Here is a 22358-nt window from a genome sequence, read left to right on the forward strand (position 1 = left end):
GCTCACAGGAGACGACCATGCCCCTCAGCCCCACGGTGACCTTCCACGACGGCCACCGGATCCCCCTGCTCGGCTACGGCGTGTTCAAGGTCGACGACGACCGGGCGGCCGACGTGGTCGGCCAGGCGCTCGCGGCCGGGTACCGCCAGGTCGACACGGCCCGGCTCTACGGCAACGAGGAGGGCGTCGGGCGCGCCCTGCGCGCCTCCTCGGTGCCCCGCGAGGAGGTGTTCGTGACCACCAAGCTGTGGAATGACGAGCACGCCTTCGACGCCGCGATCGCCGCCTGCGAGGCCTCCCTCGACCGGCTCGGCCTCGAGCAGCTGGACCTCTACCTGATCCACTGGGCCGTGCCCGAGCAGGGCCGGTACGTCGAGGCCTGGCGGGCGCTGATCGCGTTGCGCGAGCGCGGGCTGACCCGCTCCATCGGCGTCTCCAACTTCCCGCTCGCCGAGCTCGAGGAGATCATCGCCGCAACCGCCGTGGTCCCCGCGATCCACCAGATCGAGCTGCATCCCTACTTCCAGCAGCGCGAGCTGCGCGCCGCCCACGCCCAGCACGGCATCGTCACCCAGGCCTGGGGCCCGCTCGGCCAGGGCAAGTCGGACCTGCTGGAGAACCCGGTGATCACGGGCATCGCCGAGGCCCACGGCGCGAGCGCCGCGCAGGTGGTGCTGGCCTGGCACCGCGCCCACGAGATCGTCGCGATCCCGAAGTCGGTCACGCCCGCGCGGATCGTGGAGAACCTGGCCTCGCTCGAGCTCTCCCTCACCCGCGGCGAGCTCGCGGCGATCGACGCGCTGGACCGTCCCGACGGCCGCGGCGGCCGCGACCCCGGCCGGCCCTGGGGCTGAGCCCCGCCCGCGGCCCGGCCAACCCCCCCCCCCGGCCCCGCGATGGCGCCATTCCGTTCCAGATCTGCGGGATCCTGGCACGGAATCAAGCACTCCTCGCCCGGAGGGCGCCGGGCCCGGGCCCGGGCGCCGCACGCCCCGGACGGCCCGCGCTCCGTGCGCCCCGGCCCCCGCGGCGTGCGCCCCCGCCCGCGGCGTCAGTAGTAGACCGCGAGCGGTCCCGTCGGCCCGTCGATGACCTGCACCGGGGTGTCGAAGACCCGGGTCAGGACCGCGCCGTCCATGATGTCGCCGACGGGGCCCGACTCGACCACGCCCCCGTCCTTCATCGCGATGATGTGGTCGGCGTAGTGGGCGGCGAAGTTGATGTCGTGCAGCACCACCACGATGGTGCGGCCCAGCTCCCGGGCGGCGTCGCGCAGACGCACCATCATCTGCACGCTGTGCTTCATGTCGAGGTTGTTCAGCGGCTCGTCCAGCAGCACGTACTCGGTGTCCTGGGCCAGCACCATGGCGACGTAGGCGCGCTGGCGCTGACCGCCGGAGAGCTGGTCGAGGTAGCGGTCCTCGAGCTCGTCGAGGTGCAGGAAGTCGATCGCCTCGGAGATCTTGTGCTCGTCGAGCGCGGTCAGGCGCCCCTTGGAGTACGGGAAGCGGCCGAAGCCCACCAGCTGCCGCACCGTCAGGCGGGTGATGAAGTGGTTCTCCTGGCGCAGCACCGAGAGGATCTTGGCGAGATCCTTGGAGGCGGTCGAGGTGATGTCGTAGCCGGCCACCTGGATCGCGCCCTCGTCGATCCCCAGCAGGCGCCCGACCATGGTCAGCAGGGTCGACTTGCCGGCGCCGTTGGGTCCCACCAGGGCGGTGACCCCGCCGGAGGGGATCTGCACGGTGACCGGGCCGATCTCGACGGTCTCCGAGTACTTCTTGCGCACCGCGTCGATGGTGATCACAGGCGACCCTTCCGCATGATGACGACGAGGAACACGGTCCCGCCGACGAGTTCGATGATGACGGACACGACGCCCTGCGCGTAGAACAGGTTGTTCATGACGAAGTAGGCGCCGGCGAGCACGACGAAGCCCACCAGCACCCCGACGGGCAGCAGGCGGCGATGGTCGTGGGTGCCCGCGATCTGGTAGGTGAGGGTGGCGACCAGGAACCCGAAGAAGGTCATGGGGCCGATCAGGGCGGTGGAGACGGCCATCAGCACCGAGACCAGCACCAGCATGTAGATGGTCTGGCGGCCATGGTCCACGCCCACGTTGATGCACACGTCCCGGCCCAGCGAGATGACGTTGAGCTTGCGGGCGCTGAGCCAGATCAGCCCGCCCGCGACCAGGATCATGGGGACGGCGAAGGGCAGGTACTCGACGCTCGCATTGGTCACCGAGCCGAACAGGCGGGCGGTGAGCACGTCGAACTCGCTGGGGCTCAGCAGGCGCTGCATGAAGGTCGAGACCGACCCCAGCCCGCCCCCGATGATGATGCCGATCAGCAGCATCACCTGGATGTTCGCGTACTTCCCGCGCAGCAGCCAGCCGTACAGCAGCACCGACAGCCCCACCATCGCGGCGACCTGGGCCAGGAACTGCCCGGTGCCCTGCAGGGCGACCACCCCGGCCACGCCGAGGACGTACACCCCGGCGGTCTGGATCACCGTGTACAGCGACTCGAAGCCCATGATCGAGGGGGTGATGATGCGGTTGTTGGTGACGGTCTGGAAGGTGATGGTGGCGATGGCCTGGCAGAACGCCACCACCAGCATCACCACCACGGACGTCACCCGCATCTCGGCGATCAGCCAGAAGCCGCGGCTGCCGACGGGCATGGGGTTGTCCACGGCGAGCAGTCCGGCCGCGAAGCCGACGGCGAGCACCGTCAGGGCGCCGAGGACGATCCAGTAGCGCCGGCGCGCGCGCGCGTCGGGGAAGGGGCCGGAGCTGCTGCGGGGGCGGCGGGGGGCGCCGAGGACCTCGAGGTCCGGTACCAGGTCCGCCGGGGAGGTGGAGACCTCGGTGACGCCGGGCGAGGCCGGGGCGGCGCCGAGCCGGCGCCGCAGCGGGGGCTGCTCGGTGGTGGTGGGCTCAGCCATGACGGCGCTGCCTCAGCAGGAGGGCGATGAAGACGACGGCGCCGACGACCCCGAGGATCAGGGAGACCGGCACCTCGAAGGGCATGATGATGGTGCGGCCGATGAGGTCGCAGACGGTGACCACCGCGATGCCCAGCAGGCACACCCACGGCAGGTTCGAGCGCAGGTCGTCGCCGCGGACCATGGAGACCACGTTCGGCACGATCAGGCCCAGGAAGGGCAGGTTCCCCACCACCACGGTGACCACGCCGGTGGCGATCGCGACCAGCCCGGTGCCCAGCAGCAGCACCCGCTGGTAGTCGACGCCCACGTTGGTGGCGATGTCCTCGCCGAGCCCGGCCACGGTCAGCCGGTCCGCCACCAGGAACACGGCCACCCCCACGGCCAGCACGATCCACAGCACCTCGTACTGGCCGCGCAGCACCGAGGTGAAGGAGCCGGCGAACCAGATCCCAAGGTTCTGCAGGGCGTCGAACCGGAGCGCGATGAAGGTGGAGACGGAGCCGACCACCGCGCCCAGCATGATGCCGATGATCGGCACGATGAGGGAGCTGCGCAGGGTGACGCGGCGCAGGAACAGGAAGAACACCATGGTGCCGACGAAGGAGAAGATGATCGCCACCGTCATCTTCGTCAGCAGGCCGGCCCCGGGCACCAGCACCATCACCAGCAGCAGCCCCAGCCCCGCCCACTCGGTGGTGCCGGTGGTCGAGGGCTCCACGAAGCGGTTCTGCGTCATCAGCTGCATGATCAGCCCGGACATCGCCATCGCGGCCCCGGCCAGAACCAGGGCGATGGTGCGCGGGATGCGGGTGATCGCGAACATCTCGGCGCCGTCCTCGGCGCCGAGGACGTCGTAGACCCCGGTGAACAGGGAGGCCAGCAGCAGCAGCGCGACCAGCACGATGCCGATCACGAGCTTGCCGTCGAGCAGGCGCTCGCGGCCGCGGCGCGGCAGCGGCGGGGCCGCGGTGGCGAGAGGGGGTGAGGACATCAGATCTCCTGGGCGGAGGGCAGGGGGCGGGCCGCAGCGGGTCCGGCGCCGCGGTGGCCGAGGGGGCCGCCGACGCGCCGCACGGCGGGGCGGGCCCGAGGGGCCCGTCCCGCCGTGCGGAGCTCAGCGCGGGGTTTCGTGGCTCAGGCCTTGGCCTCGAGCGCGTCGGCCAGCGAGTTGAAGAACTCGGTGTAGGTCTGGATCGACTCGTTGGTGTAGGTGTCCGCGGGCATGTAGACGATGTTGCCCTCGGTGACCGCGGTGACGCCGGAGAGCGCCTCCGAGGACTCCAGCAGCTCGCCCGCGGGCGTGTACTCGGGGTCGTCGGCGGAGACGGCCGCGTCGCGGTCCATCACCAGGATCCAGGCGGGGTTCGAGTCCGCGATGGCCTCGACGGAGATGTCGTCGCCCTGGTGGTCGTCGCTCGAGCCCTCGACCTCGAGGGCGGGGACGAAGCCGAGCGCCTCGAAGGTCCAGCCCAGGGTGCGGCCCTTGCCGGGGGCGATGTACCCGATCTCGCCGCCGGAGGTGTTCACGGCCATCACGGTGTCCGAGCCGTTGTAGGCGGCGCTGACGCGCTCGATGGCGGCGTCGAGGTCGGCGCCGAGCTGCTCGGCCTCGGTCTCCTTGGCGAAGATCTGCCCCAGCACGGAGACCTGGCGCTTGAGCTCGTCGGCGAAGGGCTGGTCCTCGCGGGGGTCCAGCTCGAGGATGACCGCCTCGGGCGCGAACTTCACGAAGTCGTCGTGGTAGTCCGCGAAGCGCTGCCCGTTGATGATCAGGGTGGGCTCGGCGGCGACGACGGCCTCGAGGTCGGGCTCGCGATGGTTGCCCAGGTCGATGATCGACTCGTCGTCCTTGTAGGAGTTCGTCGCCGGCATCAGGGTCCGCGCCGCCGCGGTGAGGGTCACGCCCCAGGCCTCGAGGGTCTCGAAGGTGCGGTTGTCGGTCGCGACGACCGACTTCGGCGGGACCTCGACGCTCTGCGGCCCGTTGTTGTCCTCGACCTCCACGGTGCCGGCCTGCGCGGTGTCACCGCCGCCGTCCGAGGCGCCACCGGCGGCGGCGTCCTGCGAGCTGCCCCCACAGGCGGTCAGGACCAGGCCGAGGGCACCGGCGGCGGAGAGGGCGCCGAGGTGGCGACGGGTGAAAGCGGTCATGGGAAGTCCTTCTCTCGGAGGGCCGGGCGCGTCCGCAGGGCGGAACAGAGCTGAGGCTATCCTTACCTCCGCGTATTTCGCCACTGGCACCTTGCGATATTGGACATACCCACCCCTCCGCGCCCCCGGATGTGAGGCAGGCGACACGGCGGCGCCTGCGCCGGCGCGCCTCTACAGTGGAAAGGTCGCGGCCCCGCCGCCGGCACCCGTCTGCGACCCGCCCCCGGCGCCGGTCCCCTGCCGGGACGCACTCCTCGAAGGACCCCGCCGTGGTCTCCTCCCCCCTGGGCGCCCTCGCCCGCTACCGCACCCTGCCGCGCATCGCCTCGGGCTCCTGGATGGCGCTCGCCCTCGCCGCCCGCGCCCCGTACGCGATGATCCCGCTGGGGGCGCTGACCGCCTTCACCGCCTCGACCGGCTCGGTCGCCACCGGCGGGCTCGCCACCGGGCTGGTCTCGGTGGCCAGCGCCGTGGCCGGGCCCCTGATCGGCCGGGCCGCCGATCGCGGCGGACGGCGCCGCGTGCTGGGCCTGCTCGCCCCGCTCAATGCGCTCGCCCTGGCCCTGCTGCTGGTCGCCGCCCTGGCCGGCTGGGACGGACCGGGCATGTGGTTGGTCTGCCTCGCGGCGGGCGCGACCGCGATCCCCGTCGGATCCTTCGCCCGCGTGCACTGGGTCGAGCTCACCGAGGACGCCCGCGACCTGTCCACCGCCCTGTCCTACGAGTCGACGGTGGACGAGCTGAGCTTCGTGCTGGGCCCGGCGCTGGTGGGCATCGCCGCCGGGACCGTGCTGCCGGCCGCGCCGCTGGCCCTGGCGGCGGCGCTGGTGGCCGGCGCCGGCATCCCCTTCGCCTTGTCCGGCGGCGGCTCCGCGCAGGACGGCCGGAGGGCCCGCACCCTGACCGGCGAGATCCCCGCCATCGGCGCGGTGCCCGCGGAGGGGCCGTTCTCCGCGCATCCGGTGCCGGCCGACCGGCACGCAGCCGCCCCACCCGCCCCGGCGATCTCGAGGGTGCTGACGGCGGTGCTGCCCGCGCTCCTCGTGATGGTCTGCATCGGCGCCTTCTTCGGCTCCGTGCAGGCGGGCACCACCGAGCGCGCCGCCCTGGCGGGCGCCGAGGGCGCGGCCGGCCTGGTGTACGCCGTGATGGGGCTCACCTCGGCGGTGACCGCGCTGCTGGTGGTGCTGCTGCCGGAGTCCGTGCCCCTCGCGGCCCGGGTGCTGGTGGGCGGGATCGGGATGACGGCCCTGATGGCGCTCACGGCGACGGCCACCGCGCTGCCGTCCACGGCGCTGCTGCTGCTCGCGGTGGGAGCGTTCATCGGGCCGACGATGGTCACCGCCTTCGCCCTCACCGACCGCCTCGCCCCGCCCGGCGGCACCGGGGTCGCGATGACGTCCATGCAGTCCTCGGTGACCGTGGGCCAGGCCGCCGGGGCCACCGCGGGCGGCGCCCTGGCGGCAGCCTCCGGGCCGGCCGGGGCCTTCGCCGTGAGCGTGGCGGCGGGCGCGGTGATCGTGCTCGTCGGCCTGCAGGCGCTGCTGCGCCGGTCGCGGGCCGCGCGCTCCGCCGGGGATTCCCGCCCGGATGTCGATCCGGGCGGGGCTCGTTCGTCATAGTGGTGTCCGGGCCGCTCGGCTCGGTGAGCGCACCACCGAAGGAGTCACCATGAAGTACGTCCTGCTACTGATGGGGAACCTGGCCGACGACCGCTGCGGCGAGGGCGAGGAGGGCCCGGGCGAGCAGGAGTTCCTCGCCTTCGACGCCGAGCTCGAGCAGGCCGGCGTGCTGGCCGGGGGCTTCGCCCTGGCCGATCCCGAGGACGCCACGAGCGTCACCCGGGCCTCCCGCACCGCGGACCCGGTGATCACCACCGGCCCCTACGCGGAGAGCCGCGAGTTCGTGGGCGGCACCATCGTCCTGGACGTGCCGGGCCTCGAGGACGCCCTCGCCTGGGCCGCGAGATGCCCCGGCGCGATCGGCGGCCGCGTCGAGGTGCGTCCCCTGGTCGAGTACTGAGCGTGAGCGACGACGCGGCGCACGAGCCGGCGCCGGCCGACGACGTGCTGACCCGGGTGCACCGGGAGGAGCACAGCCGCCTGCTGGCCACCCTCGTGCGCCGCTTCGGCGATCTCGACCTCGCCGAGGACGCGGCGCAGGAGGCGATGGAGGCCGCCCTGCGCAGCTGGCCCGCGCAGGGGGTCCCCGAACAGCCGCTGGCCTGGCTGACCACCGTCGCCAAGCGGGTCGCCCTGGACCGGGTGCGGCGCGACGCCGCCTACGCCCGGCGGCTGGCCGAGCTGCACGTGCAGGAGGGAGCGGACCCGGCCCCGCCGGCCGACGAGGGCGCCCTGGCCGCGGGCGATCTGCCCGATGAGCGGCTGGCGATGCTGATGGGCTGCTGCCACCCCGCGATCGCCCCGGCCGACCGGATCGCGCTGATGCTGCGCTTCGTCGGCTCCCTCAGCACCGCCGAGGTCGCGCAGGCGCTGCTGGTGCCGGTGACGACCCTGCAGGCCCGGATCACCCGCGCCAAGCGGCGCATCGCGGAGAGGCGGATCCCGCTGACCGTCCCGGCCGACCCGGCCGAGCGCGAGCGCCGCCTGCCGCTGGTGCTCACCGCGATCTCCCTGGTGTTCACCGAGGGGTACGCGGCCACCGGCGGCGACGCCCCGATCCGGCGGGAGCTGACCGCCGAGGCGATCCGGCTGGCGCGGATCACCCACCGGCTCCTCCCCGCCGCCGCCGAGCCGCAGGGGCTGCTGGCGCTGCTGCTGCTGACCGACGCCCGCTCCCCCGCCCGGCAGGACGCCGACGGGGTGCCGATCCCTCTCGAGGACCAGGACCGCTCCCGGTGGGACCGGGACCTGATCGAGGAGGGCCTGGTGCTGGTGGAGCAGGCCGCAGGCCGGGCCGACGCCGGACGGTTCACGATCCAGGCCGCGATCGCCGCCCTGCACGTCGAGGCGCGGGATTTCGCCGCGACCGACTGGGCGCAGATCGTCGCGCTCTACTCGCTGCTGCTGCAGCAGGGGGAGGACCCGGTGGTGCGGATGAACCGGGCCATCGCGGTGGGGCGGGCGCGGACGCCGCAGGACGGGCTGGTCCTGCTCGAGGAGCTCGCCGGGGAGCCCGAGCTCGCCCAGCACCACCCCTTCCACGTGGCCCTGGCGCAGTTCCACGAGGAGGTGGGCCGGCCCGCGGCCGCGGTGGCGGCGTGGCGGCGGGCGCTCGAGCTGGTCGACAACCGCGCCGAGCGGCGCTTCATCGAGCGTCGCCTGGAACGCGCCCGTCGCGGGTGATCAGCCCGCGCTCAGCTCTCGAGGGACTTCTTCGCGCCCTTCGAGCTGCCCTGCAGCACCAGCGCCGCGGCGATCGCGAGCATCCAGGAGTCCTTGGCGACCGCGGTGCCCTCCTGGGTGGGGCGCACCCCGTCGGACTCGGTCATGCCCGGGGTGCGCAGGTACATGGCCACCAGGGAGCCCGAGAAGCCGGCCAGCGCGAGGCCCGCCAGGCGGGTGGGCACGAAGGGCAGCAGCAGGCTGGCACCGACGGCGATCTCGCCGTAGCTGAGGAACTTCGCGAACTGCTCGGGGGTGAGCTTGCCCAGCGGCGGGACGCCCTGCGCGGCCATGCCCTGCATCGCCGAGGCGGTCTGCGGGTCCATGCCGAGCTTGCCGATGCCGGAGTTGAGGATGAAGGCGCCGGGGACGGCGCGCAGGATGGCGTTGGACAGCTTCATGGGAGCTCCTCCTTCGAAGGGACAACTTTCAACTACACTGTACGGGATGCTCCCCGCGATGGACAGCGCCGCTGGCCTCACTGCGGCGCGCCGCCCTCGGCGACCAGGCGGCGGATCAGCGCGGCGACCTCCTCCGGACGCTGCAGCGCGCCGAGCTTCAGCACGATGTCGCCGCCCTCGCGCACCCGCACCCGCAGCCGCCCACCGAGCATCCGAGGCTCGACCTCCGCCCCCAGGACCTCGGCCGCCGGGGCCTCGCGCAGGATCCGCCACCGCCGCCACGGCTGATCCTTGGTGAGGATGATCCGGCGATCGGTGACCAGCAGCAGCGGGAACGTGTCCGAGGAGAGGCCGCCCACCGCCACGTCGAGCACCGTCTCCTCGGGGTGGAGCACCTTCTCGGGCAGGATCAGGTCGTTCACCGAGAAGCGCTGGCCGCGGTTGCGGGCCATCGCTTCTCGGTAGGTCCGCTGCGCCCGCGTGGCGGCACTCGCGGCGAAGGCCTGCGCCATCACCGCCGGGGCGTCCTCGCCGTGCCGCCGGTGGATCTCGCGCTGCAGCTCGGCGGCCGCCCGGAGCTTCTCTCGTCGTTGCGACGTCATGGCTCGACCCTACGTCCATGGGGAGTCCTCCCCATGGTCGTCGCCCCAGTGGGCCCCTACGCTGGGGCGACGCAAGGGTCGATCAGGGGAGACGCCGCGGAGGATCGCGGCCGACACACGGGGGCGAGGGCCGGATGAGCGGGTTCTACGGGGCGGACACCGAGCAGGTCAGGGACCATCGGGAGCTCCTGCGCGACCGCGCCCGCTCCCTCGGCGAGCTGCGGGAGCGGCTGCAGCCCGCGGTGATGGACGAGTCGGCCTGGCGCGGGCCGGACGCCGAGGCGTTCCGCTCCCGCTGGTCCACGCAGACCTCTCCGCTGTTCGACGAGATCGCCCGGCTGGTCGAGCGGACGTCCGCCGATCTCGACTCCCACGCGGAGGAGCAGGACGCCGCCTCCTCCGTGGGCGCCGCCGGCGGCGAGGGCGGTCCGGGCGGAGGCGGCCCGGGCGAGGGCGGCGAGGGCGGGCCCTCGCTGTGGGAGCGGCTCACCGGCGGGGCCGACGTCTACAACACGCTGCAGGGCCTGTTCAGCAAGGGCAAGAAGGCCTGGGACCTGGTCGGGCTCGTCCGCACCTGGGAGAGGTTCATCGGCGGCGCGGAGGACATCTTCCAGTTGACGGCCGGGACCTGGCACTACGGCAGGGACATCGTCGACAAGGCCTTCGGTGTCGGCAAGGAGTACAGCGGTCTGGTGAGCAAGCTGCTCGGCAAGCTGGGTGTGCCCACCGGGTTCGGCACGGCGAGCTTCTTCGGCTGGGTCGACAACCTCGCCGGCAGGGCCGGCGACGCCATGCCCTTCCTCGCCTCTGCGGCGCCCTGGGTCGGCCGGGCCCTGCCCGCTCTCGACGTGGTCTTCGGCGGGAAGCAGCTGATCGACGGTATCCAGAGCGGCGACACCTTCTCCGCCGTCACCGGCGGCGCGAACGCCCTGGGCGGCGGGCTGATGCTGGCCGGTGGCCTGCTGTCCACCACCGGTGTCGGCGCCGTCGTCGGCGGCCCTCTGGCTGCCGCGGGCGCGATCATCTCCGGCGGCGCGGCGATCGCCGACCTCGGCAAGATGGTCTACGACAACTGGGACTCGATCTCGTCGACCGCCTCGCAGGCCTGGGAGACCACCACCGGCGCCATCGGCGACGGCCTGGACGCCGTCGGGGACGGTCTCGACGCCGTCGGCGGCGCGATCAGCGACGGCTGGGACGGCCTGACCGGCGCCTTCGGCTTCTGAGGAGCCCATGAGAGGCTCGAGGACGTCGGCCGTCCTCGGACCGCCCCACCGATCCACCACCCATCGACGAGGAGTCGACACCATGAGCGAGTCCACCACGGCCGCCCCCGCCGAGCCGACCATCACCGAGCGGGACATGCTCGGTGCCCTGGAGGTGCTCGCCACCGCCGATCCGGAGCCCGACCGCCTGCTGATCCTCACCGACGAGGAGATCCAGGCGCTCGACGGTCGCTCCGCCCTCACGCTGCTGGGGAGCCCCTACCTGGACCAGGGCGTCGTCGACGTCGAGTCCTCGGTCGCGGCCGCGCTGCGCTCCCTGGCGGCCCGCCTGCTGGTGCGCACGGAGGTCGAGGGCCGCGAGGACGAGGGCGAGGTGGTCACCGGCGCGGGCGATCCCGCGAGGCGTCCCGCCCAGCTCGACCGTCGCCTCGCCGGGGTGCTCACGCTGCGCCGCATCCCCGAGGCCATGGTGACCACCCAGCGCACCCTCAACGGCGGCTCCACCACCCTGGCCCACTACTTCTTCCCCGAGTCCGGGGTCCTGGAGGAGTACGTCACCGTGGACGGCTTCCACCACTTCGCGGTGCCGGCGCTGGGCGCCGTGGCGGGCCGGATCCGCCGCTTCGTCGACCCCTTCGAGGTCGCCGACGTCGACGGCGAGCCGGTGTCCGTGACGCTCCAGGAGGCGACCACGGCCTTCGACGTGGACGACACCCGCTCGGTGTCTGTGCTCACCGCGGTCGTCGACGGAGCCGGTCGGCAGGCCACGATCGCCGCCACCTCCAGCGCGGTGCAGGTGCTCGACAACGGCCCGATCGGCGAGGGCCGGTCCCCCGAGGACGAGGTGCAGCTCTCCGCAGTCTCCGCCGGGACCCTGCTCGCGCTGATCGACGTGCTGATCCCGCGCACCGCGGAGGCCGGGTCCCCGCAGTCCTGAGACTCGGGGACCGCAGGGCGACCCCTCGGCGCCGGTCGGCCGCGCCCGTGGGACACTGCCCCTCAGCCCTGCCCCCTCACCGCCCGGTCCCCACCGGCCGTCCTTCCCGGGAGTCCCATGTCCTCCTCCACCGAGCCCAGCACGGCGCCCGCCCCCCTCGGCGGCGCCGGCGTCATCGAGACCACGGGCATCGAGATCATCGCCGAGTCGGAGCGCACGGCGAAGCCCCGCGACCTGGTGTGGCCCTGGTTCGCGGCCAACGTCTCCGTGTTCGGCATGAGCTACGGCTCCTACCTGCTCGGGTTCGGCATCAGCTTCGTCCAGGCGAGCATCGTCGCGGTCATCGGCATCATCATCAGCTTCGTGCTGTGCGGGCTGGTGGCGATCGCCGGCAAGCGCGGCAGCGCGCCGACGATGGTGCTCTCCCGCGCCGCCTTCGGGGTGCACGGGCAGAAGCTGCCCGGGATCGTCTCCTGGCTCACCTCGATCGGCTGGGAGACCAGCCTCGCGATCTCCGCGGTGCTCGCCACCGCCACCGTCTTCGACGTGCTGGGCCTCGCCTCCGGGCAGGTGGTCACCGTGATCGCGGCGCTGCTGATCGCGGCGCTGATCGTCACCGCGAGCGTGCTCGGCTACCACACCATCATGAAACTGCAGTCGATCCTCACCTGGGCCACCGGCGCCATGACGATCCTGTTCATGATCCTGACCATCCCCCACATCGACCTCGCCGCGGTGACGGCGATGCCCCACGGCACCCCGCAGCAGATGATCGGGGCGCTGGTGATGGTGATGACCGGTTTCGGGCTGGGCTGGATCAACATCGCCGCCGACTGGTCGCGCTACCAGAAGCGCACCGCGTCGGACGGGTCGATCGTGGCGTGGAACACCGTGGGCGGCTCGGCGGCCCCGGTGGTGCTGGTGATCTTCGGCCTGCTGCTGGCCGGATCCGACCCGGCGCTGAACGTGGCGATCAGGGACGATCCGATCGGCGCGCTGATCTCCATCCTGCCGCTGTGGGCGCTGATCCCCTTCTGGATCGTGGCGGTGCTGACCCTGGTCTCCGGCGCCGTGCTGGGCATCTACTCCTCGGGCCTGACCCTGATCAGCCTGGGGATCCGCATCCCCCGCCCGGCGGCCGCGGCGATCGACGGCGTCATCCTCACCATCGCCACCATCTGGGTGGCGTTCTTCGCGACCAGCTTCATCGGCCCCTTCCAGAGCTTCCTGATCACCCTCGGGGTGCCGATCGCCGCCTGGGCGGGCATCCTCATCGCCGACATCCTCAGCCGCCGCGCGGACTACGACGAGCAGGCCCTGTTCGATCCCGCGGGCCGCTACGGCGCCGTGGACCGGGTCTCGGTCCTCACCCTGGTGGTCGCCTCGATCATCGGCTGGGGCCTGGTGGTGAACTCCTTCGCCGAGGACGCGCCCTGGAACAACTGGCAGGGCTACCTGCTCGAGCCGCTGGGCCTGGGCACCTTCATGGACGACCCGGCCGGCGCCTACTGGGACGGCAACTGGGCGTACTCGAACATCGGGGTGCTGGTCGCGCTGCTGCTCGGCGTCCTGGTCACGCTCCTGGCGCGGCGCGGGAGGATCCGCGCCCAGGAGCGGGACGCGGCGGTCCGGGGCGCCTGAGCCGCCGCGCCCGTACAGTGCCGCCATGGACATCGACGCCCCGGACGCCCCGACCGCCGAGCCCGCGCCCTGGCTGCTGGTGGTGGACCCGCAGCGGATCTTCGCCGACCCCGGCTCCGAGTGGGGCTCCCCGTTCTTCCCGGCGGCGATGGAGAACATCGCCCGCCTCGCGGAGCACATCGGCCCCGAGCGCACCGTGGTGACCCGCTGGCTGCCGACGGCCGACCGCCGCACCGCCTGGGGCGAGTACTTCCGGCGGTGGCCCGTCGCCGACGTCCCCGCCGAGGACGCCCGCTACGGACTGGTCGAGGCCGCCCGCGACCTCTCCGCGCATCCGAGCCTCGACGAGCCGACCTTCGGCAAATGGGGGCCGCAGCTCGCCGCCCGGGTGGGCTGGCCCGCCCGGCCCCGCACGCACCTCCTCGTCACCGGCGTGACCACCGACTGCTGCGTGATCTCCACGGTGCTTCCCGCGGCCGACGCCGGGGTGCGCCTGACCGTGGTCACCGACGCGGTCGCCCACTCCGCGGCGGAGCACGGGGCCGCGGCCCTGCACACCATGAGCCTGTTCCCGCCCCAGGTGGACCTGCGGCGCACCGACGAGGTCCTCGCCGGCCGGGGTGGGATGCTGGGGACATGGCCCCTCCCCTGATCACCGTCGGTCACGGCACCCTCTCGCGCGAGGAGCTCGGCGCGCTGCTGCGCGGCGCCGGGATCGAGCAGCTCGTGGACGTGCGCCGCTTCCCCGGCTCCCGCACCAACGACGCGGCCGCCCGCGGCGCCGTCGAGGAGATCTGCTCCGAGGTCGCGATCGCCTACCGCTGGGACGAGCGGCTGGGCGGGCGGCGCCGGCTGACCAAGGACGAGGACGCCGCCTCCCCCGACACCTGGTGGCGGGTTGCGCAGTTCCGCGCCTACGCCGGCTGGACCCGCAGCGAGGACTTCAGGGCCGGGATCGGGGGCCTGCTCGCGGACGTCTCCGCCCGCCGCACCGCCGTGATGTGCTCGGAGGCGGTGTGGTGGCGCTGCCACCGCCGGCTGATCGCCGACGTGGTGCTCATGGAGCACGACACCGCGGTCATGGACCTCATGCCGTCGGGGCAGCTGAAGCCCCATGAGCCGAGCGCGGGCGCCCGCCGGGGCGAGGACGGCCACGTGGTCTGGGACCTCGCCGACGAGGGCTGAGCAGCCCGCTGCCGCAAAAGCGCTGGCCGGGCGGGCGCGCGGCCCGTACCGTCGGCCCATGCACACCCCCTCCCCCTACCCCGCACGGCCCTGCTGACCGGCGTCGGCCGCCGCCGCGGGATCGCCGCCGCCGTCGCCCGGGGCCTGGCCGCCGACGGCTTCGACCTGGCCCTGAACTACCACCCGCCCTACGACCGGCGGGTGCTCGGCGAGGACGCCGACGTGGAGCTGCTGGCCGCGGAGCTGCGGGCGGGCGGCCGCCGCGTCGAGCTGATCCCCGGGGACCTCGAGGACCCCGCCGTCCCGCCGGCCGTGGTCGAGGCCGCCCGCGCGGCGCTGGGCCCGCTCGGCGCCCTCGTGACCTGCCACTGCGAGTCGGTGGACTCCTCGATCCTGGACACCACGGTGGAGAGCTTCGACCGCCACTACGCGGTGAACGTGCGCGCCACCTGGCTGCTGCTGAAGGCCTTCGCGCAGCAGGTCCCGCCGGGCCCGGACACGCCCGGCGGCGCCATGATCGCCCTCACCAGCGACCACACGGTGCACAACCTCCCCTACGGGGCGACCAAGGGGGCGCTGGACCGCCTGGTGCTGGCCGGGACCCACGAGCTCGCGGACCGCGGGGTGCGCACCAACGTCATCAACCCCGGACCGATCGACACCGGCTGGATGGACGAGTCGGTCCGCGAGGCCTGCCGGGCCCAGACCCCGGGTGGGGAGATCGGCGGCACCGACACCGTCGCGGACCTCGTGCGCTTCCTGCTCTCGGAGCGGGGCGGATGGATCCGCGGGCAGCTGCTCCACTCCAACGGCGGCTTCGCGACCCCGGCCCTGTAGCGCCGGACCCGCCTCAGCCGTCCGCGCCCAGCACCCCGACCGTCCGCCAGGCCGCCTCGACGGCGTCGAGCTGCGGGGACCCCGCGCCGTGGCGGCGCGCCGCGACCTCGAGCGTGGCCGCCGCGAAGGCCGCGAAGTCGGCGTCCTTGGGGAGCCCGGACGCGGTCAGCGCCTCGTACCAGATCGGCCCCGCACCGTCCCAGGAGGTGCCGCCGATCCCGGTCGCGGCCAGGTAGAAGGCGCGGTTGGGGATCCCGGAGTTGATGTGCACCCCGCCGTTGTCGTTCTCCTCGTCGTGCGGCAGGTCCGCGTACTCGGCCATCGAGGCGGGCTGCGGGTCCGTCCCCAGCACCGGGTCGTCGTAGGCCGTGCCCGGCGCCTTCATCGAGCGCAGGGCAACACCGCGGACGGCGTCGGTGAACACGCCCTCCCCGATCAGCCAGTCGGCCTCCTCGGCGCTCTGGCCCAGCACCCGCTGCTTGACCATCGACCCGATGCAGTCGGCCACGGACTCGTGCAGCGCCCCGGGCTGGGCGACGTAGATCAGCCCCGCGGTGAACTGGACGACGCCGTGGGCCAGCTCGTGGCCGATCACGTCGACGGCGTTGGTGAAGGAGCGGAAGTACACCCCGTCCCCGTCACCGAAGATCATCTGCTCCCCGTCCCAGAAGGCGTTCTGGAAGTCCTGGCCGTAGTGCACGGTCGCGACCAGCTCCATCCCCGCATCGTCCAGCGAGTCCCGTCCGAAGACCTGCTGGAACAGCTCCCAGGTGGCGCCGAGCCCGTCGTAGGCCTCGTCCACCGCCTCGTCCCCGGTGGCGTCCTGCCCCTCCCCGCGCGCCAGCACGCCGGGCAGGGCGGTGCCCTGCTGGGCGTCGTGGACGCGGCGGCGCAGCACGCCGACCGGGGCAGCGGCGGCCGGTGGCGCGGTCGCGGGGCGCGGCGGGGCCAGGTGCTGGACCAGGTGCGGGGGGACGAGGCCGGCGCCGGGACCGGGGAAGCCGGGCCGGCCGGTGCGCGCCGCGCGCACCTCGCGGTTGCCCGCGACCCGGCGGCCGACGGCGAGGGTCCGCTGCGCCGCGGACGCCTGCTGGTCCTCGGCGGCGGCGGCGATCTGGCGCAGCAGGTGCGGGGGGATGATCCCCTGCAGCATCGGCGCGGGCGGGGTGGGGCGCTCTGCGGTGCTCATGGCCTCAGCATGGACCCGGGCACCGACGAGCGGAACCCCCGCGCCCGCCCCGCCGCGCCGCTCAGGACAGCGGGCCGACGACGTCCTCGGCCGCGGCCAGCACGCTCCCGTCCAGCAGGCGCGCCTCGGCCTCGGCGATGTCCGCGGCCAGGAAGCGGTCCGGCCCCGGGCCCTCGACGGTGCGCCGCAGCACGGCGATCGCGGCGGCGCTCGCGGGCGACGGGGTCAGCGGGGCCCGCAGGTCGATCGCGCGAGCCGCGGTGAGCAGCTCGATGGCGAGCACCCGGCGCAGGTCCGCCACGCTGGTCCGCAGCTTGCGGGCCGCGTGCCAGCCCATCGAGACGTGGTCCTCCTGCATCGCGGAGGACGGGATCGAGTCGACGCTGGCCGGCACCGCGAGCCGCTTCATCTCCGAGACCAGGGCGGCCTGGGTGTACTGCGCGATCATCAGGCCGGAGTCGACGCCGGGATCGTCCGCCAGGAACGGCGGCAGTCCGTGGGAGCGCGAGCGGTCGAGCATGCGGTCGGTGCGGCGCTCGGCGATCGAGGCGAGATCCGCGCTGACCACGGCCAGGAAGTCGAGCACGTAGGCCACCGGGGCGCCGTGGAAGTTGCCGTTGGAGGTGACGGTGCCGTCCTCGAGCACGACCGGGTTGTCGATCGCGGAGGCCAGCTCCCGCGCGGCGACGGTGCGCGCATGCTCGATGGTGTCGCGCACGCCCCCGGCGACCTGCGGGGCGCAGCGCAGCGAGTAGGCGTCCTGCACCCGGGAGCCCTCGGCGGCGACGTCGGCGACGATCTCGGAGCCCGCCAGCAGGGCGTAAATGTTCGCGGCCGACGCCGCCTGGCCCGGATGCGGCCGCAGCGGCGCGTGCAGCTCGGGCCGGAAGACGGTGTCCCGGCCGCGCAGCCCCTGCACGGACAGCGCGGTGGTGAGGTCCGCGATCCGCACCAGCTCGTCGAGATCGGCGATCGCCATCAGCAGCATGCCGAGCATCCCGTCGGTGCCGTTGATCAGGGCCAGCCCCTCCTTCTCCTCGAGCAGCACCGGGGCGATCCCCGCCTCGGCCAGCAGCTCGGGCACCGGCCGTTCCGCGCCGTCGCGGTCGCGGGCGCGGCCCTCCCCCATCAGCACCAGCGCGCAGTGGGACAGCGGCGCGAGGTCCCCCGAGCAGCCCAGCGAGCCGTACTCGTGCACAATCGGAGTGATGTGCGCGTTCAGCAGCGCCAGCAGCGTCTCGACCACGACGGGGCGCACGCCGGTGCGGCCGGAGGCGAGGGTGCGGGCGCGCAGCAGCATCAGCGCGCGCACCACCTCCGTCTCCACCTCGGGCCCGGCGCCGGCGGCGTGGGAGCGGATCAGGGACCGCTGCAGGGCGTGGCGCAGGCTCGGCGGGATCGCGGTGTCGGCGAGCGCCCCGAAGCCGGTCGAGACCCCGTACACGGGGACGGCGCCGAGGGCGAGGTGCTCGATGTGGCCCCGCACGGACGCGACGTGCTCGCGGGCCGCGGGGTCGAGGTGCACGGGGGCGCCGCGGCGGGCCACGGCCAGCAGCTCGGCGGCGCTCAGACCGGCGCTGGACAGGGTGACAGAGAGGGTCGTCGTGGTGCTGGTCATCGGGGGGCTCCTCGGGACGGGGAGGGGGATGGACACGGGCGGGCGGGTGGGCGGCGCCGCGCGGCGGCTACTGTCCTGCCATGGACGTCGACACCCTGCAGCGTGTGCTGCGCGCGGCCCTGCTCCTGCTGGTCGCGCTCGCCGTCTCGGGGCTGACGCGACACATGGTGCGCCGGCCGCACCGGCACCGGACGCGTCCCTCCCGCCGGCTGCTGCCGCGCTGGATGGCGGCGATGGCGGTGCTGTTCCTCGCGGTGGGGTCGCTGCTCGCGCTGCTGGGCCTTACGCTCCTGCAGGAGCCGGCGCTCAGCGCCGAGGACCTCGAGGACGGGCGCGGCATGAGCATCGCGGGCATCGCGATCGCGCTCGGCGGCCTCTTCTTCCTGTGGGTGCGGATCATCGTGTACGTCGAGGCGACGCCCGCGGCCTTCGTGCACCGCGGGGTCCTGGGCCGCACCACCACCGTCCGCTACGCCGACCTGGTCGAGATGATCACGACCAGTGCCCGGGGAGCGGTCACCGTCACCGTGATCGGCCGCGACGGCACGCGGTTCACCGCGGCGCTGGGGCTGTTCGACCTCGCGCCCTTCGAGCGCTGGAAGCAGCAGGGGCACGAGCGGGCGCGCGAGGGCGCGGCCGAGGGCTGAGGCGGCGGTCATCGCTCAGACCACCCGCTGCCCGGCCCGCCACACCGCATGGGTGAGGGGCATCCCGGGCCGGTAGGCGAGGTGGACGGCGGCGGGGGCGTCGAGCACGTGCAGATCGGCGCGGGCCCCGGCGCCGAGATGGCCGACGTCGCTGCGGCGCAGCGCGAGGGCCCCGCCGCGGGTGGCGGCGCGGACGGCCTCGGCCAGCGAGAGGTGCATCTGCAGCACGGCGGTGGCGACGCAGAAGTTCATGGAGCTGGTGAAGCTGGTGCCGGGGTTGCAGTTGCTGGCGATCGCCAGGGCGGCGCCCGCGTCCAGCAGGGCGCGGGCCGGGGCGAGCGGCGCGCGGGTCGAGAGGTCGCAGGCGGGCAGCACGGTCGCGACCGTCGGCCCCGCCTGGACGGCGAGCCGTCCCGGGGTGTCCGCGGCGCGGGTCGGGTGGACGGCGGTCGCCGCGAGCGCCTCGACGTCGGCGGCCCCGAGGTGGTTGAGGTGGTCGACGCTCGCGGCGCCCAGCGCGGCGGCGAGCGCGACCCCACCGGAGCGTCCCAGCTGGTGGCCGTGGACCCGCAGGCCGAGGCCGACGGCGGCGCCGGCGCGCAGCACCCGCTCGGACTGCTCGGGGGTGAAGGCCCCCTCCTCGCAGAACACGTCGATCCAGCGCACGTGCGGGGCGACGGCCGCGAGCATGTCGCCGGCGACGAGGTCCACGTAGCCGTCGGCGTCGCCCGCGAACTCGGCGGGCACCAGGTGGGCGCCGAGGAACGTCGCCTCGTCGAGCTCCCCGTCCTCGATCAGCAAGGACGCGAGCCGCGCGGCCCGCAGCTCGTCCGCGACGGTGAGCCCGTAGCCGGTCTTGGTCTCCAGGCAGGTGGTGCCGCCGCGGGTCGCCTCCGCGATCCGGGCACGGGTCAGGGTGCGCAGGCGCTCTGTGGGAGCGGAGCGGGTGGCCTCGGTGGTCACGCCGATGCCACCGGCGGCGTACGCCTGCCCGGCCATCCGCGCCTCGAACTCGGCGGCGCGGTCGCCGTCGAAGACCAGATGCGTATGGGAGTCCACCCAGCCGGGCAGCACGGCGCGTCCGCCCAGGTCCTCGGCGTCATCGGCCGGCGGTGCGCTCGCGGCGGGGCCGGTCCAGGCGATGACGCCGTCCTCGAGGACCACGGCGGCGTCCCTCACGACCTGGCCGTCCGCGACGCCGCCCGGGCGGGCGGGGTCGTCCAGCGCGGGGTCCAGGGTCCACAGCTCGCCGATGCCGGTGAGCAGGGTGCTGGTCACGGCCGGTCCCGTCGCGTCGGGGTCATCGGGACCCGCACCCCGCGCTCATGGGCGACCTGAGCGGCGCGGCCGTACCCGGCGTCGACATGGCGCAGCACTCCCGTCGCGGGGTCGTTGGTCAGCAGGCGCTCGAGCTTGCGGGCCGCGAGCTCGGTGCCGTCGGCCACCCCCACCTGGCCGGCGTGGAGGGAGCGGCCGATGCCGACGCCGCCGCCGTGGTGCAGGGAGACCCAGGTGGCGCCCGAGCTGGTCGCGGTCAGCGCGTTCAGCAGCGGCCAGTCGGCGATCGCGTCGGAGCCGTCGAGCATCGCCTCGGTCTCGCGGTACGGGGAGGCGACGGAGCCGGCGTCGAGGTGGTCGCGGCCGATGACGATCGGGGCCCTGACCCTCCCCTCGCGCACCAGGTCGTTCAGCAGCCTCCCGGCCCGGTGGCGCTCGCCGTAGCCCAGCCAGCAGATCCGGGCGGGCAGGCCCTCGAACTCGACGTGCTCCGCGGCCGCGTCGAGCCAGCGGTGCAGATGCTGGTCGGCGGGGAACAGCTCCTTCATCGCGGCGTCGGTGACCGCGATGTCCTCCGGGTCGCCCGACAGCGCCACCCAGCGGAACGGGCCCCTGCCCTCGCAGAACAGCGGGCGGATATAGGCCGGCACGAAGCCGGGGAACGCGAAGGCGCGGTCGAACCCGGCCTGGCGGGCCTCGCCACGGATCGAGTTGCCGTAGTCGAAGACCTCGGCGCCGGCGTCCTGGAACCCGACCATGGCCCGGACCTGGCGGGCCATGGACGCCCTGGCCCTGGTGGTGAAGCCCTCGGGATCCGCGGCCGCCTCCCGCTGCCAGTCCTCGACGGCGACCCCGAGCGGCAGGTAGCTCAGGGGGTCGTGGGCACTGGTCTGGTCGGTGACGATGTCGATGTGGAGGTCGCCGGCGCGGTGGCGCTCGAGCAGGGCGGGGAAGATCTCGGCGGCGTTGCCGACCACGCCGAGGGACAGGGCCCGCCGCTCGGCCCGGGCGGCGGCGGCGCGGGTGATCGCGTCCTCGAGGTCGTCGGCGATCTCGTGGAGGTAGCGCTTGGCGACGCGGCGCTCGAGGCGGCTGCGGTCCACGTCGGCGATCAGGCAGACCCCGCCGCTCAGGGTGACCGCGAGCGGCTGCGCGCCGCCCATGCCGCCGCAGCCGCCGGTGAGGGTGAGGGTGCCGGCGAGGGTGCCCCCGAAGCGCTTCGCGGCGACCGCGGCGAAGGTCTCGAAGGTGCCCTGGAGGATGCCCTGGGTGGCGATGTAGATCCAGGAGCCGGCGGTCATCTGCCCGTACATCGTCAGCCCCTCGGCCTCGAGCCGGCGGAACTCGGGCCAGGTGGCCCAGTCGCCGACCAGGTTGGAGTTGGCCAGCAGCACGCGCGGCGCCCACTCGTGCGTGCGCAGCACCCCGACCGGCTTGCCGGACTGGACCAGCAGCGTCTCGTCGTCCTCGAGGTCCCGCAGGGTCGCCACGATCGCATCGAACGCCTCCCAGGAGCGGGCCGCGCGCCCGGTGCCGCCGTAGACCACCAGGTCGTCGGGGCGCTCGGCGACCTCGGGGTCGAGGTTGTTCATGAGCATCCGCAGCGGGGCCTCGGTCTGCCAGGACTTCGCGCTGAGCGTGGTGCCGCGCGGGGCGCGGACGGGGCGGGCTCCGGGGAGGGTCATCATCGGCTCCTGGGTCGCGGACGGCGGGACATCCCCAGCACACCATCGACGACGGGGCAGGTCGAGGCCGCACCGCACAGTGGTGTCCGGGATACCGGACAGCGGGGCGCGCCGCTGGGTCGCCGCGTCGGCGGACCCCCGCCACCGCACCGCCGAAACGGTTGTGTACAACTCGATTGTGTGCAACCCTTGACCCATGGCAATCGTCGAGGACATGGTGTGCTTCTCGCTCTACGCCGCCACCCGGGCGACCACCAGGGCGTACACGGAGCTGCTCGCCCCCTGGGGTCTGACCTACCCCCAGTACCTGGTGCTGGTGCTGCTGTGGACCGAGGGCCCGCGCTCCGTGCGCGAGCTCGGGGAACTGCTGCATCTGGACTCCGGCACGCTCTCCCCGCTGCTGCGGCGGATGGAGGACAAGGAGCTCATCACCCGCTCCCGCGCCTCCGCCGACCACCGCGTCGTCACCGTGGCCCCCACCGCGCGGGCGACCGGGCTGCGCACCGAGCTCGGACACGTCCCGGCCGCGATCGCCGCGGCCACCGGCCTCCCGGACGAGGCGGCGGCGCGCGAGCTGATCGACGCCCTGCACCGGCTGGCCACCGCGATGGAGGCCAGCACGTCGGCCCCCGCCTGACCCGACCGCAGGACCCCACCCCGGGCGC

Annotated in this window: 22 protein-coding genes; 12 read left to right on the forward strand and 10 right to left on the reverse strand. The window is 73.9% G+C overall.

The features are described from left to right. Positions 1-17: 17 nt before the first annotated feature. Positions 18-854 carry an aldo/keto reductase gene (locus ACOJUI_RS16170; RefSeq protein ID WP_422115952.1) on the forward strand — a complete coding sequence of 279 codons (837 nt, stop codon included), beginning with the start codon at positions 18-20 and terminating at the stop codon, positions 852-854. 197 nt (positions 855-1051) lie between these two features. Here ACOJUI_RS16170 and ACOJUI_RS16175 read toward each other — a convergent pair whose 3' ends face one another. The 4 genes from ACOJUI_RS16175 to ACOJUI_RS16190 form a co-directional block, all read right to left on the reverse strand. Next, complete coding sequence (locus tag ACOJUI_RS16175) at positions 1052-1807, reverse strand: ABC transporter ATP-binding protein (protein WP_422115953.1); 756 nt, start codon at positions 1805-1807, stop codon at positions 1052-1054. Then, positions 1804-2949 carry an iron chelate uptake ABC transporter family permease subunit gene (locus tag ACOJUI_RS16180; RefSeq protein ID WP_422115954.1) on the reverse strand — a complete coding sequence of 382 codons (1146 nt, stop codon included), beginning with the start codon at positions 2947-2949 and terminating at the stop codon, positions 1804-1806. The genes ACOJUI_RS16175 and ACOJUI_RS16180 overlap by 4 nt, the downstream gene beginning before the upstream one ends. Continuing rightward, on the reverse strand, positions 2942-3943 hold the full coding sequence (locus tag ACOJUI_RS16185) for an ABC transporter permease (RefSeq protein WP_422115955.1): 1002 nt from the start codon (positions 3941-3943) through the stop codon (positions 2942-2944). The genes ACOJUI_RS16180 and ACOJUI_RS16185 overlap by 8 nt, the downstream gene beginning before the upstream one ends. 143 nt (positions 3944-4086) lie before the next feature. Further along, positions 4087-5103 (reverse strand): siderophore ABC transporter substrate-binding protein, encoded by a 1017-nt coding sequence (locus ACOJUI_RS16190; protein WP_422115956.1) that lies wholly within the window; start codon positions 5101-5103, stop codon positions 4087-4089. Positions 5104-5372: 269 nt separating this feature from the next. Here ACOJUI_RS16190 and ACOJUI_RS16195 point away from each other — a divergent pair, with 269 nt between their 5' ends. The 3 genes from ACOJUI_RS16195 to ACOJUI_RS16205 are packed head-to-tail and all read left to right on the forward strand — an operon-like array spanning position 5373 to position 8408. Further along, entirely contained in the window at positions 5373-6725 is a 1353-nt protein-coding gene (locus ACOJUI_RS16195; RefSeq protein ID WP_422115957.1) for an MFS transporter, read from the forward strand. 49 nt (positions 6726-6774) lie between these two features. Then, a complete protein-coding gene (locus ACOJUI_RS16200) occupies positions 6775-7125 on the forward strand; it encodes a YciI family protein (protein ID WP_422115958.1) in 351 nt (116 codons plus the stop codon). Positions 7126-7127: 2 nt separating this feature from the next. After that, a complete protein-coding gene (locus tag ACOJUI_RS16205; protein WP_422115959.1) occupies positions 7128-8408 on the forward strand; it encodes an RNA polymerase sigma factor in 1281 nt (426 codons plus the stop codon). A gap of 11 nt (positions 8409-8419) precedes the next feature. Here ACOJUI_RS16205 and ACOJUI_RS16210 read toward each other — a convergent pair whose 3' ends face one another. Both ACOJUI_RS16210 and ACOJUI_RS16215 read right to left on the reverse strand, forming a co-directional pair. Then, complete coding sequence (locus ACOJUI_RS16210) at positions 8420-8848, reverse strand: DoxX family membrane protein (protein ID WP_422115960.1); 429 nt, start codon at positions 8846-8848, stop codon at positions 8420-8422. A gap of 77 nt (positions 8849-8925) precedes the next feature. Continuing rightward, the gene (locus ACOJUI_RS16215) at positions 8926-9450 is read right to left on the reverse strand and encodes a hypothetical protein (RefSeq protein WP_422115961.1); all 525 of its coding nucleotides are present in this window, start codon (positions 9448-9450) and stop codon (positions 8926-8928) included. A gap of 134 nt (positions 9451-9584) precedes the next feature. Here ACOJUI_RS16215 and ACOJUI_RS16220 point away from each other — a divergent pair, with 134 nt between their 5' ends. From ACOJUI_RS16220 to ACOJUI_RS16245, 6 genes are all read left to right on the forward strand, one after another. Further along, the gene (locus ACOJUI_RS16220; protein ID WP_422115962.1) at positions 9585-10676 is read left to right on the forward strand and encodes a hypothetical protein; all 1092 of its coding nucleotides are present in this window, start codon (positions 9585-9587) and stop codon (positions 10674-10676) included. Between the two features lie 82 nt (positions 10677-10758). Then, on the forward strand, positions 10759-11613 hold the full coding sequence (locus ACOJUI_RS16225; protein WP_422115963.1) for a hypothetical protein: 855 nt from the start codon (positions 10759-10761) through the stop codon (positions 11611-11613). 117 nt (positions 11614-11730) lie between these two features. Then, on the forward strand, positions 11731-13254 hold the full coding sequence (locus ACOJUI_RS16230; RefSeq protein ID WP_422115964.1) for a purine-cytosine permease family protein: 1524 nt from the start codon (positions 11731-11733) through the stop codon (positions 13252-13254). A 25-nt stretch (positions 13255-13279) separates the two neighbouring features. Further along, a complete protein-coding gene (locus ACOJUI_RS16235) occupies positions 13280-13906 on the forward strand; it encodes a cysteine hydrolase family protein (RefSeq protein WP_422115965.1) in 627 nt (208 codons plus the stop codon). Continuing rightward, positions 13891-14439: a DUF488 family protein gene (locus ACOJUI_RS16240; RefSeq protein WP_422115966.1), complete on the forward strand. Its 549-nt coding sequence runs from the start codon at positions 13891-13893 to the stop codon at positions 14437-14439. The genes ACOJUI_RS16235 and ACOJUI_RS16240 overlap by 16 nt, the downstream gene beginning before the upstream one ends. A 90-nt stretch (positions 14440-14529) precedes the next feature. Next, positions 14530-15276: an SDR family oxidoreductase gene (locus ACOJUI_RS16245; protein ID WP_422117689.1), complete on the forward strand. Its 747-nt coding sequence runs from the start codon at positions 14530-14532 to the stop codon at positions 15274-15276. A 13-nt stretch (positions 15277-15289) separates the two neighbouring features. Here ACOJUI_RS16245 and ACOJUI_RS16250 read toward each other — a convergent pair whose 3' ends face one another. Both ACOJUI_RS16250 and hutH read right to left on the reverse strand, forming a co-directional pair. Continuing rightward, complete coding sequence (locus ACOJUI_RS16250; RefSeq protein ID WP_422115967.1) at positions 15290-16465, reverse strand: M4 family metallopeptidase; 1176 nt, start codon at positions 16463-16465, stop codon at positions 15290-15292. A 61-nt stretch (positions 16466-16526) separates the two neighbouring features. After that, positions 16527-18083: a histidine ammonia-lyase gene (gene hutH, locus ACOJUI_RS16255; protein WP_422115968.1), complete on the reverse strand. Its 1557-nt coding sequence runs from the start codon at positions 18081-18083 to the stop codon at positions 16527-16529. Positions 18084-18163: 80 nt separating this feature from the next. Between hutH and ACOJUI_RS16260 the strand changes: the two genes are divergently transcribed. Continuing rightward, the gene (locus ACOJUI_RS16260) at positions 18164-18730 is read left to right on the forward strand and encodes a hypothetical protein (protein WP_422115969.1); all 567 of its coding nucleotides are present in this window, start codon (positions 18164-18166) and stop codon (positions 18728-18730) included. A 15-nt stretch (positions 18731-18745) separates the two neighbouring features. On the opposite strand, the gene hutI is transcribed toward ACOJUI_RS16260, so the two are convergent. After that, positions 18746-20008 carry an imidazolonepropionase gene (gene hutI, locus ACOJUI_RS16265; RefSeq protein ID WP_422115970.1) on the reverse strand — a complete coding sequence of 421 codons (1263 nt, stop codon included), beginning with the start codon at positions 20006-20008 and terminating at the stop codon, positions 18746-18748. After that, complete coding sequence (hutU, locus tag ACOJUI_RS16270) at positions 20005-21693, reverse strand: urocanate hydratase (protein ID WP_422115971.1); 1689 nt, start codon at positions 21691-21693, stop codon at positions 20005-20007. Before hutU ends, hutI begins: the two co-directional genes overlap by 4 nt. 196 nt (positions 21694-21889) lie before the next feature. On the opposite strand from hutU, the gene ACOJUI_RS16275 reads away from it, so the two are divergent. Next, a complete protein-coding gene (locus ACOJUI_RS16275; RefSeq protein ID WP_422115972.1) occupies positions 21890-22330 on the forward strand; it encodes a MarR family winged helix-turn-helix transcriptional regulator in 441 nt (146 codons plus the stop codon). The last annotated feature ends 28 nt before the right edge of the window (positions 22331-22358 follow it).

The organism is Brachybacterium sp. UNK5269 (assembly GCF_049266655.1).
GTDB lineage: Bacteria > Actinomycetota > Actinomycetes > Actinomycetales > Dermabacteraceae > Brachybacterium.